The following is a 17313-nucleotide window of genomic DNA, read 5'->3' as shown; positions in this document are numbered from 1 at the left end:
GGCCTGGCGGCGCTGACGTCCCGGCACGGCGGCGGCCGGTCGCCCGTCTATGAACAGGCGACGGCGGGGCGGATCCTCGACGAGCTCAAGCGGATCCCGACCTCCGCAGCCGACGGCACGCCCACCTGGTCGCTGAGCACCTTGCGAACGGCGTTGCACGCCGCCCCCGATGGCCTGCCCACCATCTCGACCTATACCCTCTGGCGGGTGCTCCACGAGGCCGGCGACAGCGATCAACACACGCGATCCTGGTGCCCGACCGGGACGGCGTTGCGTCGCCGCAAGGCCGGAGCGGCGGTTGTCACCGATCCGGATCCGACGCCCAAAAGAAGTTGATCGAGAACGCCTATCGGCTGGGCGAGGCGATGGTCTGTCGGTCTGGTGCGCCGACCAGGCCGGTCCGTTCCAGTCGATCCCCTATCCCGGGCAGTCCTGGTATCCCGAGGGTGAGCCGGTGCGGCAGCCGCACGGGCACGTGAGTGGGTCGTGGCCGAACATGGCCGAGAGTATGCAGAGGATCCTGAAGTGGCGGGCCTTGGCGGGTCAACACCCAGTGGATATCGGCCAGATCCACGCCTGGTTCGAGTCCGTAGCCCGGCACTGGAACGCGGCCTCGACGCCGTTCGAGTGGGGCGGAAAGCGAGCCGCTCGTCGGCACCGCCAGCGAGAGCATCACCACCGGGTCAGCGGCTCTGGGCATGCACACGCGTACCCCATTCACCGGGCCTGGAGACCGATTTATGGCCACAAACAAGCCAAATGACCCCCTATCGTGAAACCTGTTGTCGTGTCTAATACGAGCTTCGGGTGCAAGTGCAATCAGACGTCTGCGCCCAGGACGCCTCAATCCTCGCCGAATTTCAGGAATCTCGGAACCGTCGGCCCATTTCGAGAGGCTACTGGAAACACTCTTCTTGCCGGGTGCGGAACGTGGCGAGAATGACGCGGTCCGTGAGGTGATCCCGTCGTTTTCGCAATGCTTAAGCAAATCTGACCGAGTTGGGGCCAAGCCCGTGACAACCTACGCACGCGATTCCGTCCTGAAGGATCTACGCACCCTCTTTGATCAGGGGGTCTTTGCCAACCTGACGGACGGAGAATTGCTCGAACGGTTCGTGAGCCGGAGCGGCGAACTCTCGGAGAATGCGTTCAGAGTCCTCGTCGAGCGTCACGGCCCCATGGTCCTTCGCGTTTGCCGCAACATCCTGAAGGATCCACACGACGTCGAGGACGCATTCCAGGCGACCTTCATGATCCTGATCCGAAAAGCCGGATCGATCCGGAAACGCGGATCTTGCGCGAGCTGGCTCCACGGCGTGGCGCGGCGAGCGGCGGCCGGGATCCGGACCGCGGTAGCCCGGCGGAGAGAACACGAGCGGAAGTGCGCCCTGAACGCGGCGGCTCTCCTGATCTCCCAGACCCCCGAATTTCCGGACGAATTACCGGGGCTGATCGACGAGGAGCTCGGTCGGTTGCAAGATCATCACCGCTCGCCGCTCGTAATCTGCTACCTCGAGGGCCACACCTGCGAAGAGGCGGCGTGCCAACTCGGATGGCCGGTCGGGACTGTGAAGAGTCGACTCGCTCGAGGCCGCGAGCGACTGCGACGGCAACTGATCCGGCGGGGAGTCGCGCCAGGTCTGGTCCTGCAGGCCGGGACCGACGTTCTCTCCTCGGCCAGGACGATCGTTCCCGTATCGCTCGAGGCCAGGGTCCTCGAAGAGAGCGTTCGGATCGCGGCACCTGGAGCGGTCACCGCCGCGCTCCCAGCGACGATCGCAGCCCTGGTCCAGGCCGAGATGAGGCGCGGGGCCATAACGCGAGCGATCCGAGCCGCCATGCTCCTCGTTGGGGTCGGCATGGCGTTGACCGCGGCGGCTTCGCGGACGGCAACGACGGACGACGTCCCGGCTCCCCAGGCGAAGGACGTCCCGGCTCCCCAGGCCCAGCCCGAGCGGCCCAGGGCCACGCTGTCGCCGATTCATGCCCGCGTCGTTGACGTTCAGGGGAAACCCGTCGAGGGGGTGGAGGTCCTGGTTTTCCAATTGAACCAGCCGGTCGTCAGGGTGAAGACCGACCATGACGGCCGGATTGTGCTCGCCCAGCCACGAGCCAACGAGTGGTTCTCCTTGATGGCACGCGGGAGAGATGCCGTCGCCGGGGTGACCCACTATGCACCCATTCCAATAGTGTTCGGCACGAAATTTGCGACATCTCCACCCAGGCCAATCTTGCCCTCAAGGGCCGAAAACGGGGATTTCGCAAGGACTTTCGGCACAGAATTTGCGCCTTCTCCACTCAAGTGCATCTTGCCGTCATTTTGGCAGGGCCTTGGGAATGGCAAAACGCTCAGCAAAACCTCTGAAACCCCGAGATATCCAGGGGTTGAAGTACGTCGAGCGGTTACTGCCGCTGCTCGACCAACTCCACGATGTCGGCTGCCAACGCGACAGGTCCGGTAATCGCAGCCTGCATTACGATCAGTATTGCATGCTCGTCTTACTCTTCCTCTTCAACCCAGTCCTCCGTTCCTTGCGCTCCTTGCAACAGGCGAGCACACTCAACAACGTGCAGCGCAAGCTCGGCTGCGCCCGGGCCTCGTTGGGGTCGCTCTCCGAGGCCGTCGAGGTCTTCGAACCCGAGCGGCTGCGCGGCATCATCGAGTCCCTCGCCGCCGAAGTGAAGCCCGTCCGCGACGTGCGCGGCGGCCACCTCGCCCATGCCCTGACGGCCGTCGATGGCAGCGTGGTCAAGACGCTCAAGACCATCGCCGAGGCCGCCTTCATGAACGACAAGAACGGCGGCTCTCACAGCGGCTGGCGACTCCACACCCACTTCGCCATCGACCGCCACGTCCCCACCCGGATCGAGGTCAGCGCCGCTGCCAACAGTGGCCATAACGACGAGAAGAACCGACTCCGCGCCGCCTTGCAGTCCGACCACTGCTACGTCCTGGACCGTTGGTATGCCCAGTTCACCCTCTGGAACGACATCGTGGCCGCGGGGAGCAGCTATGTTTGCCGCATCCGCGACAACAGCAACCTCAATGCGGTCATCGAAGAGCGCCCGGTCTCGGCGACAGCCGCGGCTGCCGACGTCCTCCGCGACTTCATCGTGGACCTCGGCGCCGCCAAGAAGCCCGACGAGCGGCCGGCCCATCGGGTGCGGGTGATTCTGGTGAAAACGACGCCCCACACCAAGCGTGGGGGCCGCAAAGGGGGCACGGCCGGTCCTCCCAGCGACGGCGTGCTGCGGATCGCCACGAACCTCCTGGATGTTCCCGCCGAGGTGATCGCTGACATCTACCGACACAGGTGGACAATTGAACTCTTCTTTAGATTTTTCAAGCACGTGCTCGGCTGTCGCCACCTGCTGAGTACGCATCCCAAGGGGATCGAGATCCAGGCGTACTGCGCGATCATCGCGTGTCTGCTGATCAGCCTGTGGACGGGCCGCAAGCCGACGCTCCGGTCTTACGAGATGATCTGTCTGTACTTCGCAGGCTGGGCGAGCCTTGAGGAACTCTTGGACCATATTAGTAAATTAAAATCTGAAGAGACGTAGTGCCCGCGGCTCGACTCCCAAGTCCGCGGTGTTCGCTGCTGCGCGGTGGTTTGTAGTTCACCCGAGTCGTCGGCTCGCCCCAGGTCACCGAGAACGTCCCGCACGCCTCTGCGGGGCGGCCGTGTCGGCCAGGCTTCCTCGCTTCAGGAAGACAGGGAGCTCACGCTCCCCGCTCGCCTGGGAGGCGAGCATGCGCTGGCCTGGTGGCTGGTTTCGCTTGTGCGAAAGGCAAGTGGGGAGCGTGAGCTCCCTGTCCCTCCCCCAGCAAAGCCGAAAGCTCGTGCCCACTGGGGCCGCAGGTCCCCCGCCCGCCCCACAGGGTCGTGTGAAACGCTCTGAGGGGGAGTTCCCCGGGTTGCCGGCTTGCCGTTGCTCGGATCGCCCCCCCCACAGCAAACGGAGTGCCGAACACTATTGCACCCATTCCTCTCAAGGAAGGATCCGCCCGGGATCCGGTGGTGCTCACCCTCACGCCCCTGGCCCACAAGGTCGCGGGCTCGGTCGTCGACCCGCAGGGAAGGCCCATCGCCGGAGTTCGCGTGATGGGTCGCGGGCTGAATTACGAGGAGTCCAACTTTTTCCTCCGGAGCCGGCACCTCGAAGAGGAAGGCGATCCGCTCGGATCGGGCGTGTCCGACTCGGAGGGCCGGTTCACACTCACCCTGCCTGCCGGGACGAACGTCACCCTGGCCTTCCGCCACCCCCGATGGGTGAGCCCTCGGATCGACGTCGCCGAGGACGAGAAAACGATCGACCCCGTCACGCTGCAGCCGGCTGGAAGCATCAGCGGCCGGGTCCGCGACCTGGCCACGGGAGCACCGGTGGCCGGGGCACGAGTCGGCGCCCAGTTTCTTGACTCGCCTTCCCTGACGAACGGAGTAGTCGGAGACGCCGTCAGCGACGCTCAGGGCAAGTTCACCCTCGACAGCCTCGAAGCGGGCGTCTACAACGTGTGCCTCGACGACATCTCGGGGCGGCCCCGAGCGACGGCCAATGCCGTGGCCGCGATCCGCGTTCGAAGCGGCGAGGAGTCTCCGGCCGAACTCAAGGTGTTCGACGGGATCCCCCTCCAGGGCGTGGTAGTCGACGCCACGACCACCCAACCTCTTCCCGACGTCCTGGTCTGCGGTCAAGGGCCGGCCCGTCCCCTCTCGGGAAACGCCATTCACGCGAGCTACAGCGACGAACGCGGCCAGTTCACGTTCTTCGTTCCTCCGGGGGAGAACTCCGTATACCTGCTCAGTCCGGACGTAGCCATGAGGGGCAGCCGGCTCGGGAGCACCACCGTGACTGTCCCCGAAAACGGGAAGGTGCCGCCGATCCGCCTCGTCGGCCCCGTCCCGAAACGTCCTCCCGTCGTCAGGCCTGGAAGGGGCGACATAAGCACCAAAACAAGCGAAGGCCGTTCCAGACGGATCCTCTCCTCTTCCTCGTCGCGTCGCATGGTTCCCGAGGGGAGGACGGTCATCGGGAAGGTGCTCGACGCGGAGGGCGGACCACTAGTCGGCGCCACCATTGCCGCCCGCGTCATCACGGAACACAGCTCCAGCACTGTCAGTACCGTGGTCAGCGACCGCGAGGGAACCTTCATCGCGAAGGGTCTCCCTCACGGCGAGGTCACCATGATCGCGACCCGACCCGGACGAGTGCGGCGCAACGACTCGCTTAGGCAGCTCGTCCCGGGCGACCGCAGCACCGTCGAGTTCACCTTCGGCCCCGTACCCGCCGACGCCGCTCCCCTCACGGGACGTCCGACGCCCGCGACCAACGAGCCCGTTCCTCCCTCCCGCAAGGACCGGCTGGTTTTTGTCAACCTTGACCCCAAAGCGAACGAGTTCCTGGCCGACGGGCCCGGAGGTCAGGGCGACGACCTGAATCGACTGACGCAGGGAATCCATGCATTCGACGGAGTCTTCTATCGCATCGGCGAGAGACTGATCCATCTCCGTGCTCAGGCCGCGCCGGGTCTGCCCGACTCGGTCTCTGCCATCGCGGTAGGCACGAGGGCCGACAGAGTCCAGATCCTCCACTCGGCGCGAGGGGACGTACCACTCGGCACCGAGGTCGGCCGTTACACCGTGCACTATGCCGATGGCACGTCCGAACGCATCCCGGCCGTCTACGGTCGGAATCTGGGCGGCTGGTATAGCTCCACGCTCCAACCGCCTGTCAATCCGACTCACGCGCGGGTCGCCTGGGCCGGTTCCAACGACCTGACCGACCGCCCCGGAAGCCTAATCAAGATTCACCTGTTCACATTCACCTGGAAGAATCCGCACCCGCAGCGCGTGATCACGGCGATCGACGTGACCTCGACGACAACCAAAAGCGAGCTTGTCCTCGCGGGGATCACCCTGGAGCGAGACACGTCCAGGTAAGCCTTCGTCCCGCCGCTGTTCGAGCCGAAAGAAATCACCCATCGTCGGTGGGTACTGAGCCGGCGACAGGATGGGGTTGTCCGAACGGCCAGCCATTTTGACGATAGGGCCAAGCGGACGCGTACTGGCGGGGGTGAAGGACGTGTACCGTGAGCGACCCCGCCCTAGGCGGCTGGTCGTCATACGCGACTCACCGTAGCGGCTCTTCCGACCGCCCCGGTTCGGGGCTCACTCGATTCGCACCCGCCCGTCGGCCAGACGGAATAGGGTCAGGATCTTGGCCGTGCCGTCGCGGAGGTATTCGTGCGGCTTCCGCACCGGCTCACCCTCGGGATACCAGGACTGCCCGGGATAGGGGATCGACTGGAACGGACCGGCCTGGTCGGCGCACCAGACCGACAGACCATCGCCTCGCCCAGCCGATAGGCGTTCTCGATCAACTTCTTTTGGGCGTCGGATCCGGATCGGTGACAACCGCCGCTCCGGCCTTGCGGCGACGCAACGCCGTCCCGGTCGGGCACCAGGATCGCGTGTGTTGATCGCTGTCGCCGGCCTCGTGGAGCACCCGCCAGAGGGTATAGGTCGAGATGGTGGGCAGGCCATCGGGGGCGGCGTGCAACGCCGTTCGCAAGGTGCTCAGCGACCAGGTGGGCGTGCCGTCGGCTGCGGAGGTCGGGATCCGCTTGAGCTCGTCGAGGATCCGCCCCGCCGTCGCCTGTTCATAGACGGGCGACCGGCCGCCGCCGTGCCGGGACGTCAGCGCCGCCAGGCCCTCGGCCTTGAAGCGGGCGACGAGCGGAGCGACGACCGACGGAGTGGGCTGCGGTCTGGTAGTCGTCGCCGCGTGCGACGGCCAGGAGGAGCTTGGCGCGGGTGACCTCGACGGCTGGGGCGGCCTGGGACCGACTCAGTTGGGCGAGGAGTTACTGCTCCTCGGGGGGCATCTCGCGGAGCGGGTCGCTCTTGCGGCGGGACAGGGCGGCGTCCCCGGGGCGTTTGAGACTGCTGATTGCAGTGATTGAAGGGGGTATTGTGGCCATAGGCAAGCCAAATGACCCACTAAAGATGAGTGGGGTTGGTGCCAACGGGGAGCGGTGGCGAGGCAGGGGGGGGCGGGAGGAGCTTGGGGCGTGTGTGGCGGGCGTTGAGGATCGGCCCGGTCTGATTCGCAAGGTCGTTCCAGAGGCCGGCGAGCTCGTCACGGGCGGTCTCGGGGTGAGTGCGAGCGCGGGCGACTCGGGCGGCGATATCGTCGCGGAGCACTTCCATTTGTAGCCGATCGAGGAGGTTGGCGGCGGTCAAGGTGACGAGAGCGTCGTGGGTCTCGGCCACGGCCTCGCGCCAGACCTTGGGGGCGACTCCGGGCGGAACGACGCGGGCCAGGGGATCGATTGCGGTGGCGACTTGCGTTGCGCCAAACGCCGCGCGGTCGCGATAGCCGGCCCGCCAGACCCGAAAGACGACCTGGAGCGTGACCCAGAAGACGATCAGGATCACGACCGCCACGATCACGAACCGACGCCCCGAGTGGGTCGGGGCTTCTTCAGGGCCCAGGCCCGGGGCGAATTCGTCGATCCTGAGCCGGGGAGCCGGCCCGCCGCCCACGTGGTTGTCGCGCTCTGTCACGAACGGTGCCTCTCCGCTGAGTGTCCAATCGTCGGCGTGCCCGCCAGGCCTACCACCCCTTTCTCAGTGTATTTCTTTGCGGGTCGGGGGGGAAGACGTGGCGCTTGTTGGTGTCAGCGGGATGGCCCTCCGCACGCAATGGGCACGTTGTTGGACAAACAAGGCCCGGGTCGGCTGAAGCACGCACGCCCGACCTACGGTTGATCGTCGACCAGGGTAAAGTCGAAGAGGATGAGTTCTTCGATCGGATCTTGCCAGAGCTCGAGGCTTAACAGGCCTGCCTTGACCGGCACGATGCTGGTCTCGAAATAGGCCTTGCGATCCTTGAGACGCGCCAACGCGCGAAATTTCAGTTCTTTCGTAAACGGATTCTTTGTCGTAAGGATAAGCATGTCACCTTGTTTGCGGAAGTCAAGACTGAGGGTGGGGGGCTTGTTCGCCACTTTTTCCACGGTTTTCGGGCGAGTGAGCTCATTTCCCTTGAGCTCGAACTGGACGGCGATCGTCTTGCCGACCGCGACGGTCACTTTGTCCTGAAGCGTCGACGGGTCGACCACGGGGTTGGGCGCGGCGACCGCGGTGGTCACGGCGGCACAGAGGAATACGGGTAAGGAGCGGTGGAGCTTCATGGCCGGCTCGGACCTCCTGCAGACGAGTGGAGCGATCGGGCGATCGCATCAATGAGGCGGAACAAACGGATCGTGAGATGGGACAGTAGCGGCAATGGTAGCAGCACGTATTGGCGTCTTCAATGCGTGGCCTGATGGAGTTGTCGCCGTGGGGAACTCCAAACGCTCGTGAGCCGCGGCCGGAAGCGCTTCGCGAGCGGTTTTGCCGAGAACGGCGGTGGCGACGGATTCCTCGTCCGGCGCGGGCGTGCTCCCCCCTCGGGTTGGAGGGCATGGCACGGAGGATTCGTGTGAAAATGAGCGTCTCGCCGGCCCGGCGCAAAATGTGCATGAGGGGAGCCGGCCCGGTTCGCGCCGAGGCCAACGCCGATCAAGTGGTGACGCGTGTTTCCATCGGGCATCCTGCGACCGCCCTGTACGAGCTTCCCCCCTCTCTCACCGGACCCGAGGACGAATGGGATGAGTGAACGACCCGCTGACCTCGAGCCCAATGCGTCCCCGCTCGGTTCAGCCCAGACCAATGAGGTTATCAGGCTGTTGGCCCTGGTTGGTTTGACCGCCGGTCTGTTTGCGCTGTGCGTTTGGCTGTCCGTTCCGCTTTTGCCCGCGATCACCTGGGGGGTGGCCCTGGCGATCCTCGCCTGGCCGATGCATCAAGGGATCCGCCGCAAGGTGGCCCGGCCGGGGCTCGCCGCCGCCCTGAGCACGTTTGCCGTGGTGGTCGTGCTGCTGGTGCCGGGCTTGTTCGTGACCTACCAGCTCGCCCGCGAGGCGACTTCCGCGGCCCGACGGGTGAGCGGCGATGAAGCGGCGGCCCAGATACGGGCGAAGGTGGGCTCGATTCCAGGAGGAAAGGCGGTGGTGAAGTGGTTCGACCGGGCAGGCATCGACGCCGAGAAGGAGGTCCGGCAGATCATCCGGTCGTCGACCCAGGGCGCGTCGGACTTCGTCCAGGGGTCGGCGTCGGCGGCCCTCCAGTTTCTGGTGGCCGTGTTCATCCTCTACCACCTGTTTCATGACCGCGCGGAGTTTCTGAGCGGACTGCAAGCGATGCTGCCGCTGTCGGAGCCGGAGAGTGACTTTCTCCTGAAACGGGCCGCTGACTCGGTCCACGCGAACCTTTACGCCACCGTGCTCACCAGCCTGATCGACACGGCCGGTTTCGGCTTCGCGTTCTGGATGGTCGGGCTCCCCGCCCCGTTTCTTTGGGCCGTGGTCGTGTTTGTCTTGAGCCTGCTGCCGGTGGTCGGTTCAGGCATGGTTTGGGTTCCCGCCGCGGCCTACCTGGCTCTGTCGGGTCATTGGGGCGGGTTTGTCGTTCTGGTCGGATGGGGGCTGTTCACTTCCATCGCCATCGACAACCTGCTCTATGCGCGGTTGGCCGGGGGGCGGATGCGGATGCACGCGGTGCCGGCTCTGATCGCGTTCCTGGGCGGTCTGGCGGTGTTCGGGGTGTCCGGGGTGGTCCTCGGCCCGGCCGCGTTCGCCGTCACGTCGGCACTGATGGAGGTCTGGAAACAACGGATGGGGGGTGGGTCGGCCGCCTGAGCCGTCGCGGTGGCCCGTTGTGTGGCCCAACCCGTGGCGCTCAGGCCGACTCGATCAACTGCTTCATGGCCTGCTTCTCGAGCTGCCGGATCCGCTCGCGGGTCACACCCAGGTTGTCGCCGATCTCGCGGAGCGTCATCGGGGCGTGGGAGTCGAGCCCAAACCGCATCCGGATCACCTTGGCTTTGCGCGCTTCGAGTTGCTCGAGCTTTTCGAAGACCCGAGTGAACTCGTCATTCTCCTGGAGTTGGTCGATGACGCTCGGGTTCCGATCGTCCACCAGTTGAGCGCACGAGAGCGTTTCGTCGTCGTTGTCGTCCGCCGACTCGGTGTAGTGCATCAGCCGGGTGATTCGGAGCGCCTGGTTGACGAGATCAATCTGCTTCCGGGAGAGTTGAAGCGTCTTGCCGACCTCGTCGGGGGTGGGATCACGCCCCAATTCTTCGGTCAGTTGAACGAGAGCCCGTCGCCACTTGGCGAGTTGGGTGACCATGTACGCGGGCAGCCGGACCGGCTTGCTCTGATTGATGACGGCATTGCGCATCGACTGCTTGATCCAGTAGCTCGCGTACGTACTGAAGCGGACGTTCAGCGCGCGGTCGAATCCTTCGACCGCGCGCATCAGGCCCAGATTCCCTTCCGCGATCAGGTCCTCCATCGCGAGACCTCTCCCGAGGTAGGCTCGGGCAAGGTTGACCACCAAACGGAGATTGGCTCGGATCAGGTGGTCGCGCGCGACGACGTCACCGTCTTCGATTTGCTCGGCCAACTCGCGTTCCCCCTCGGCCGAAAGCAGCGGCGTCTCGTTGATTTCCTTGAAATAGAGTTGAAGATCCGAGCCGCCTCGGTGGGTCACTCGCGTCTTGGTTTTCATCGGTGCCGCGTCTTGAAAGAGGTGGTTGTGCAGAGCAAGCCGAGAATCGTGTTGGGTCGAAGAACAAAGAAGGGGCGTGGATTGCGAGCGGGTCTCATCCTGAGTGCGGGACGACCCGACGAATCCACGGGATTCTTCGACAGGACGGTGCTGTCTCTTACGAATCATTTTTTCTGGAAACCAACTCGCTGTCACTCAGGGGTATCCCATGGCTCCGATCAGGATTTTCCTGAGTGGGGGGAGCGCTCTGACATGTCGATCTCCAGGCCCGGCTGTTCGTTTGCAAGACGGGCGGCATCCCCTTGGTTCGTTGACCGGGGACGGGGGACCCCAATCGAACCGAACTCATTGAGGAATCTCGTCGACGAAGTGACAAGCGGTACTGGACATTTAGATAGAATCGCTCCAAAATGACCTAGGGACGCTGCAGTCAACCAGGCCTCGGCCTCGCGAATTGTGAATGTTTTCTTCGCATTTACATTTACGGTTCGAGACGGAGTAGGATTGAGTAGGGGATGGGGAGGATGGAAGTCTTCCACGCGGTCTCCTTGATGACGCTTATCCTGAGGGGCGCCGGGCCTTGGGGGTGAGTCGTTCCGTTGAAGTCTCAGGGCTGTCGGTTTTCCGCACTCTCGCAGGTGAGACGACGTTGTCGTTGAACGAGGCGGATCTCCGCGCTCCTTCCGAGATTCGGCTATGAGCATGTCTTTGCGACCGCACCCTCTGGCCGGCTACTGGGTCGTGGCCCGCGTGATTGGCGCCACGGTGATTGTGATCAGCGGCCTGGTGCTGGTGGGATGGTTGTTCGACGTGGGCCACTTGAAGAGCATCATCCCGGGGGCGATCGCCATGAACCCCGGGGGGTCGGCGTTGGCGTTCCTGCTTGCGGGGGTGTCGTTGTACGCGCAGGCGTGGGAGGGGGCGTCGGCGCGTCGCCGGTGGTTGGGGATTGGCTGCGCGGTGGGCGTGCTGCTGATTGGTCTGGTGCGGGTGGAGGGTTACCTTGGGGACTGGGGCGTCGGTATGGGGATCGACCAATTCCTGTTCCGCGCGAAGCTGGACCTGGAGGCGTTGCGAACCGGCCATGTGAATCGGATGGCGCCGAATACGGCCGTGGGGTTCGTGTTCATTGGGTTGGCGTTGGCATTGCTCGACGTGAAGCTGTTCCGCCGCGGCATTCGCCCCGCTCCGGTCCTTGCGCTGACGGGGGGCCTGATCGCGCTGCTGACCCTGATCGGATATGCGTTCCGTGTCACCTCGCTGATCGGGGTGCAAGAGCATATACCGATGGCGCTGAACACTGCGATCGCGTTTGCGCTCCTGAGTGCCGGCATTCTCTGTGCGCGTCCGGATCAGGGGATGATGGCGGTCATCAGCAGCCGAGGTGCGGGGGGCGCCATGGCGCGGCGCCTGCTGCCGGCGGCGATCCTGATCCCGGCGGTGGTGGGGTGGTTGCGCTGGTTCGGCCAGCGTGAGGGCGCGGTCGACCAGGTGTTGGGGTTATCGATGTTTGTCCTGGCGAACATCCTGCTCTTCACCGCGCTGATCTGGTGGAACGCGGCGTCGCTCGACCGCATGGACCGCGAGCGCCGGCGGGCGGAGCGGCGCCTGCTGGTGCAGCACACGGCAACGCGGGTCCTGGCGGAGTCACCGTGTCTCGAAGCGGCCGTACCCGGGATCCTCCAGTCGATCTGCGAAGGCCTGAACTGGACGGTGGGGGTGCTCTGGTGGGTGGACGCGGAGGAAAAGATGCTCCACTGCAGCAACCTCTGGTCGTCCCCATCGTCAGGGGTGGATGGGTTCGCGGCCCTGAGCCGGCGGATCGCGTTCCCCCCCGGCGTCGGGCTGCCCGGTCGCGTCTGGTCGAGCGGCCAACCGGCCTGGATCCCGGATATCGTCGAGGATCGCAACTTCCCGCGGGCAGGCGTGGCCGTCCGCGAAGGTCTGCACAGCGCCTTCGGCTTTCCGATCGCCGACGGCGGCGACATCCTCGGGGTCGTGGAGGTCTTCAGCGGTGAGATTCTGAAGCCCGACCCCGAACTGCTTCTGATGCTGTCCGCCATCGGGAGCCAGATCGGCCAGTTCATGAAGCGCAAGCAGGCCGAAGAAGTGGTGCTTCATGAACGGTTCCTACTTCACTCACTGATGGATAATGTCCCGGACTCGATCTACTTCAAGGACGTTGAGGGCCGGTTCGTCCGGATCAATCAGGCGATGGCCAACCAGTTCGGCCTGAACGAGCCGGCCGACGCGGTGGGTAAGACGGACTTCGACTTCTTCGACGAGGAGCATGCCCGCCAGGCCCGGGAAGACGAACAGGCGATCATGCAGGCCGGGAAGCCCGTCGTCGGCAAGGAAGAAAAGGAGACATGGGGAAGCAGCGGGCGGCATGCCTGGGCCTCCACGACCAAGATGCCGTTTCGGGACAAGGAAGGGCGCGTGATCGGCACGTTCGGCATCTCGCGCGACATCACCGCGTGGAAGCGGGCCGAGGAGGCCCTCCGCCAGGGGGAGGAGCGGTTTCGGTCCCTGGTCATGGCGACCGTCGCCATCGTCTGGAACACCCCGGCGTCCGGCGAGTTCGAGACCGAGCAGGCCGGCTGGAGCGCGTACACCGGCCAGACGTTCGACCAGCTCAAAGGTTGGGGTTGGCTCGACGCCGTCCACCCCGACGACCGGGCGAACACCACCCAGGTCTGGTTGACCGCCATCGCCTCGCGCTGTCTCTACCAGGTCGAACATCGGCTACGGCGGTACGATGGTGAGTATCGGCACATGCTGGTTCGTGCCGTGCCGGTTCTCGCCAAGGAAGGGAGGGTCCGGGAGTGGATCGGGGTACACACCGACGTCGACACGGAGAAACGGGCCGAGGCCGCATTGCGGGAAGCGGAGGAACGGGTCCGTCTCCTCCTTGAGTCATCGGGTGAGGGGATCTATGGAATCGATATGAACGGACATTGCACGGTGATCAATCGGGCGGCGGCGGCGATGCTTGGCTACCCGGTCGAGGACGTGCTGGGCCAGAACCTCCATGCCCTGATTCACCACTCCTACCCCGACGGTTCACCGTACCCCGAAAAGGACTGTCTGATTTATCGGTCGTTTCGCATCGGCGAAGCGTGCCGGGTGGACGATGAGGTCCTCTGGCGCCGGGATGGAACCGCCTTCCCGGTCGAGTACTCCGCATACCCCCTGCGCGGGGGTGACGGGGAGATCGAAGGAGCCGTCGTCAACTTCACGGACATTACCGAGCGGAAAGAGGGGGAGCGTGAGCTGGTGCGGGCCAAGGAGGCCGCCCAGGCCGCGACCCAGGCGAAGAGCGAATTCCTCGCGAACATGAGCCACGAGATTCGGACGCCGCTGAACGGGATCGTCGGCATGACCGAGCTTGCGCTTGATACGGAGCTCACTTCCGATCAGCAAGAGTACCTCGCGATGGTGAAGTTGTCGGCGGACCACCTGCTGACGGTGATCAACGACATCCTCGACTTCTCGAAGATCGAGGCCGGTAAGCTCGACCTGGACATCATCGACTTCCACCTCCGCGACGCCCTTGACGACACCCTGGCCACGCTCGCGATGCGTGCCCACAAGAAAGGACTGGAACTGGCCGACCACGTGGCGGCCGACGTGCCGGAGGTCCTGGTGGGCGACCCGCACCGGCTCTGCCAGGTGGTCGTCAACCTGATCGGCAACGCCATCAAGTTCACCGAGCGGGGAGAGGCGGTGCTCCGGGTGGAAGTGCAGTCGCGGACCGAGCAGGGGGTGTCCATCCACTTCACGGTCAGCGACACGGGGATCGGGATCCCCCCCGAGCAGCAGCAAAAGCTGTTCAAGGCGTTCTCTCAGGCCGACACGTCCACTACCCGCAAGTACGGCGGCACGGGGCTGGGCCTGGCGATCTCGGCCCGGCTCGTCCAGTTGATGGGCGGGGAGATCTGGCTGGAGAGCCAGGCCGGCCAGGGGAGCACGTTCCACTTCACGCTCCCGTTCGGCCTGGCCCGCGGTCCGGTGGCGCGGTCGACCCCGGCGGAGCCCGAGCAGGTGCACGGCCTGCCCGTGCTGATCGTGGACGATAATGCCACGAACCGGCGGATCCTTGAGGAAATGCTCACCAACTGGGGCATGAAGCCGACCGCCGTCGCGGGGGGGCGGGAAGCGATCGTCGCCCTGGCCCAAGCGCGGGAGACGGGTGTGCCATTCGCCTTGGTGCTTCTGGATGCCTTGATGCCGGGGATGGACGGCTTTTCGCTCGCCGAGCGGATCAAGCAGGACGCGGAGCTGATGGGGTCGACCCTGATGATGCTGTCGTCGGCCAACCGGCGTGAGGATGCGGCCCGCTGCCAGGAGCTGGGGGTGGCCACCTACCTGATGAAACCGATCCGCGAGTCTTCGCTCTTGGATGCGATTATGACCACGCTCGGCGCCGCCACGAGCGACGGGCCGCACGAGGTCCCGGCGGCCGCCAGTTCCACTGCCACTGCCACCGCCACGTCTGATGGCAGTCGGCGGACCTGGAAGCGGCGGCTCCGGCTCCTGCTGGCCGAGGACAACGTGGTCAACCAGCGGCTGGCCATGGCGCTGCTGAATAAACAGGGGCATCAAGTCGTGGTCGTGAGCAACGGCCGCGACGCGCTCGCCGCGCTGAACGGCCCGCGGTTCGACGCGGTGCTGATGGACGTGCAGATGCCCGAGATGGACGGGTTCGAGGCGACCGCCGCGATCCGGGCACGCGAGGCGGGGACCAACGTTCATACAACAATCATCGCCATGACCGCCCATGCCCTCAAGGGGGATCGGGAACGCTGCCTCGAGGCGGGCATGGATGCTTATGTGGCCAAGCCACTCCGGTTGGAGGATCTCTTGGCGGTGCTGGAAGGGCTTACACCGCTGTCCTGCGAGGCCGGAGCCGCGACGTCCGGGACCGGGACCGGGATCGAGACCGGGTCTGAGGCCGGGACCGGGGCCTTCGACCTGGCCGCGGCCCTGGAACGGGTGGACGGGGACGTCGAGCTGATGAAAGAGCTGGCGGGCCTGTTTCTCGACGAAGCTCCGCGGCGGATGGCGGAGATCCGGCAGGCGGTCACCCAGAGGGATGCGGTGAAGCTCCAACGCGCGGCGCACACGCTCAAAGGGTCGGTGGGCAACTTCGGGGCTCGCGAGGTCTTCGAGGCGACCCGGCGGCTGGAGTGCATTGGGGTTGAGCAGGACTGGAGTCACGTCGAAGAGGCCTGGGCGGTGCTTGACGAGGCGATCGACCGTCTCAACTCGGCCTTCGCCGGGCTCTGTCGGGAGAGGGTGTCGTAGTCGAAGCGGCGGGGCAGGGGGGTGGGCCGGCGTCTGCCCTGATTCTCTTCCGTTCGCCCGCCGCGGAATGTGGTGGTCTATGAAGATATTAATTGCGGACGATGACTCGGTCTCGAGACGGTTGCTGCAGAGTTATCTGGAGAAGTGGGGGTATGAAGTCACGGTGGCCCGGGACGGTGCCGAGGCGTGGCGCCTGTTCGAAGCCGGGCATTTCCCCATGGTCATCACCGACTGGATGATGCCCGAGCTCGACGGGCCGGGACTGCTCCGCCGGATCCGCTCGTCCTTGCGCCCCGGCTATATCTACGCCATCCTTCTGACCGCGAAAACTCAGAAGCAGGACCTGGTCGAAGGGATGGAAGCCGGCGCGGACGATTTCCTGACCAAGCCGTTTGACCGCGACGAGCTCCGGGTCCGGGTGCGTGCCGGCGAGCGGATCATTCATCTGGAGCAAAACCTGCGCGAGACCAAGGTGGTGCTGATCGAGACCGAGAAGCTCGCCAGCCTGGGACGCTTGGCCGCGGGGGTGGCCCACGAGATCAACAACCCGCTCGCGATCGTCGTCAACAACCTGGCCGTGCTGCAACGGGACGTGCTCGACACGATGCGCGTTCTGAACAAGTACCGGGAAGGAGCCGCCAGCCTCGCCCGGGTGGAGCCGGAGCTCGCCGCTCAGGTGGTCCGCCTCGAGGAAGAGATCGACCTGCCGTATCTCCACGAGAGTCTCCCCCAACTGTTTGAAAGCTCGGAGGAGGGACTGCGCAGGGTCCGTGCCATCGTGCAGAACTTGCGCGACTTCGCCAGGCTGGGCGAGGCCGAATTCAAAGAAGTGGACTTCAATGCCGCCTTGCGGTGTACCTTGGAAGCACTCCGCCATGAGTTCCACAAGAAGGCGGTTCGGATCGAGACATGCTTTCAGGACCTCCCCCAGGTCGCCTGCCACGCCGGCAAGATCAATCAAGTGTTTCTGAACATTCTCCTCAATGCGGTTCAGGCCTCCGAGCAAGAGGGGCTCATCGAGGTTCGGACCCGACCCGACGGCGAGGCCGCCGTGATCGTGGAGATTGAAGACCACGGCGGCGGGATCCGACCCGAGCACTTGCCTCGGATCTTCGAGCCCTTCTTCACGACCAAGCAGATCGGCGCGGGTACGGGGCTGGGCCTGCCGATGAGCTACGGGGTCGTGCGCGACCAGGGCGGAACGATCGAGGTCGAGAGCGCCGTCGGCCGAGGCAGCCTCTTTCGAATCCGGCTTCCACTTCAGCCCCACGATCCTGACGTCGGCTCGGAACTGATCGCCACGCGATGATGGGAATTGGATTCCCAGGCGATCGCGGAGCTTTTTGTACGGCCGAGAAGTGACGTGTATCGCTTGCAGCCCGGAGGG

Annotated in this window: 15 protein-coding genes; 9 read left to right on the top strand and 6 right to left on the bottom strand. The window is 65.0% G+C overall.

Annotation, left to right across the window (positions count from 1 at the left end; all coding sequences use genetic code 11):
* Positions 1-141: 141 nt before the first annotated feature.
* Entirely contained in the window at positions 142-336 is a 195-nt protein-coding gene (locus BUS42_RS44405) for a hypothetical protein (RefSeq protein ID WP_216821049.1), read from the top strand.
* 10 nt (positions 337-346) lie between these two features.
* On the opposite strand, the gene BUS42_RS43700 is transcribed toward BUS42_RS44405, so the two are convergent.
* A complete protein-coding gene (locus BUS42_RS43700) occupies positions 347-700 on the bottom strand; it encodes a hypothetical protein (RefSeq protein WP_159452252.1) in 354 nt (117 codons plus the stop codon).
* 313 nt (positions 701-1013) lie between these two features.
* Here BUS42_RS43700 and BUS42_RS46535 point away from each other — a divergent pair, with 313 nt between their 5' ends.
* The 3 genes from BUS42_RS46535 (at position 1014) to BUS42_RS18510 (ending at position 5942) form a co-directional block, all read left to right on the top strand.
* The gene (locus tag BUS42_RS46535; RefSeq protein ID WP_143206366.1) at positions 1014-2462 is read left to right on the top strand and encodes a sigma-70 family RNA polymerase sigma factor; all 1449 of its coding nucleotides are present in this window, start codon (positions 1014-1016) and stop codon (positions 2460-2462) included.
* Positions 2386-3564: an IS4 family transposase gene (locus tag BUS42_RS18515; protein WP_410001688.1), complete on the top strand. Its 1179-nt coding sequence runs from the start codon at positions 2386-2388 to the stop codon at positions 3562-3564. Before BUS42_RS46535 ends, BUS42_RS18515 begins: the two co-directional genes overlap by 77 nt.
* A 458-nt stretch (positions 3565-4022) precedes the next feature.
* Positions 4023-5942: a carboxypeptidase-like regulatory domain-containing protein gene (locus BUS42_RS18510; protein ID WP_143206365.1), complete on the top strand. Its 1920-nt coding sequence runs from the start codon at positions 4023-4025 to the stop codon at positions 5940-5942.
* 228 nt (positions 5943-6170) lie between these two features.
* On the opposite strand, the gene BUS42_RS42815 is transcribed toward BUS42_RS18510, so the two are convergent.
* Both BUS42_RS42815 and BUS42_RS44400 read right to left on the bottom strand, forming a co-directional pair.
* Positions 6171-6416, bottom strand: coding sequence for a hypothetical protein (locus BUS42_RS42815; RefSeq protein ID WP_074308619.1), 246 nt, complete (start codon positions 6414-6416; stop codon positions 6171-6173).
* Entirely contained in the window at positions 6379-6573 is a 195-nt protein-coding gene (locus BUS42_RS44400; protein ID WP_216821049.1) for a hypothetical protein, read from the bottom strand. The genes BUS42_RS42815 and BUS42_RS44400 overlap by 38 nt, the downstream gene beginning before the upstream one ends.
* A gap of 148 nt (positions 6574-6721) precedes the next feature.
* On the opposite strand from BUS42_RS44400, the gene BUS42_RS44395 reads away from it, so the two are divergent.
* Entirely contained in the window at positions 6722-6964 is a 243-nt protein-coding gene (locus tag BUS42_RS44395) for a hypothetical protein (protein WP_216821080.1), read from the top strand.
* Between the two features lie 37 nt (positions 6965-7001).
* Here BUS42_RS44395 and BUS42_RS18495 read toward each other — a convergent pair whose 3' ends face one another.
* Both BUS42_RS18495 and BUS42_RS18490 read right to left on the bottom strand, forming a co-directional pair.
* Positions 7002-7568 carry a hypothetical protein gene (locus tag BUS42_RS18495; RefSeq protein WP_254053601.1) on the bottom strand — a complete coding sequence of 189 codons (567 nt, stop codon included), beginning with the start codon at positions 7566-7568 and terminating at the stop codon, positions 7002-7004.
* 194 nt (positions 7569-7762) lie between these two features.
* Positions 7763-8197, bottom strand: coding sequence for a hypothetical protein (locus BUS42_RS18490; RefSeq protein WP_074308618.1), 435 nt, complete (start codon positions 8195-8197; stop codon positions 7763-7765).
* Between the two features lie 296 nt (positions 8198-8493).
* On the opposite strand from BUS42_RS18490, the gene BUS42_RS43695 reads away from it, so the two are divergent.
* Positions 8494-8664, top strand: coding sequence for a hypothetical protein (locus BUS42_RS43695; RefSeq protein ID WP_159452251.1), 171 nt, complete (start codon positions 8494-8496; stop codon positions 8662-8664).
* Positions 8657-9745: an AI-2E family transporter gene (locus tag BUS42_RS18485; RefSeq protein ID WP_074308616.1), complete on the top strand. Its 1089-nt coding sequence runs from the start codon at positions 8657-8659 to the stop codon at positions 9743-9745. The genes BUS42_RS43695 and BUS42_RS18485 overlap by 8 nt, the downstream gene beginning before the upstream one ends.
* A 40-nt stretch (positions 9746-9785) precedes the next feature.
* Here the strand turns inward: BUS42_RS18485 and BUS42_RS18480 are convergent, their stop codons facing one another.
* Entirely contained in the window at positions 9786-10619 is an 834-nt protein-coding gene (locus BUS42_RS18480; RefSeq protein ID WP_074308614.1) for a sigma-70 family RNA polymerase sigma factor, read from the bottom strand.
* A 702-nt stretch (positions 10620-11321) separates the two neighbouring features.
* Between BUS42_RS18480 and BUS42_RS18475 the strand changes: the two genes are divergently transcribed.
* Both BUS42_RS18475 and BUS42_RS18470 read left to right on the top strand, forming a co-directional pair.
* Positions 11322-15926: a PAS domain S-box protein gene (locus BUS42_RS18475; protein ID WP_254053760.1), complete on the top strand. Its 4605-nt coding sequence runs from the start codon at positions 11322-11324 to the stop codon at positions 15924-15926.
* A 79-nt stretch (positions 15927-16005) separates the two neighbouring features.
* On the top strand, positions 16006-17235 hold the full coding sequence (locus tag BUS42_RS18470) for a sensor histidine kinase (protein ID WP_074308610.1): 1230 nt from the start codon (positions 16006-16008) through the stop codon (positions 17233-17235).
* Positions 17236-17313 lie beyond the last annotated feature (78 nt).

It is taken from the genome of Singulisphaera sp. GP187 (assembly GCF_900129635.1).
Lineage (GTDB): Bacteria > Planctomycetota > Planctomycetia > Isosphaerales > Isosphaeraceae > Singulisphaera.
Note: the sequence above shows the minus strand (reverse complement) of the source record. Positions and strands in the feature narration are given on the sequence as shown.

Coding starts and splice junctions, on each gene's coding strand:
- BUS42_RS18480 (WP_074308614.1), bottom strand. CDS start 10,619: ATGAAAACCAAGACGCGAGTGACCCACCGAGGCGGCTCGGATCTTCAA.
- BUS42_RS18485 (WP_074308616.1), top strand. CDS start 8,657: ATGAGTGAACGACCCGCTGACCTCGAGCCCAATGCGTCCCCGCTCGGT.
- BUS42_RS18490 (WP_074308618.1), bottom strand. CDS start 8,197: ATGAAGCTCCACCGCTCCTTACCCGTATTCCTCTGTGCCGCCGTGACC.
- BUS42_RS43695 (WP_159452251.1), top strand. CDS start 8,494: ATGAGCGTCTCGCCGGCCCGGCGCAAAATGTGCATGAGGGGAGCCGGC.
- BUS42_RS43700 (WP_159452252.1), bottom strand. CDS start 700: ATGCCCAGAGCCGCTGACCCGGTGGTGATGCTCTCGCTGGCGGTGCCG.
- BUS42_RS18470 (WP_074308610.1), top strand. CDS start 16,006: ATGAAGATATTAATTGCGGACGATGACTCGGTCTCGAGACGGTTGCTG.
- BUS42_RS18475 (WP_254053760.1), top strand. CDS start 11,322: ATGTCTTTGCGACCGCACCCTCTGGCCGGCTACTGGGTCGTGGCCCGC.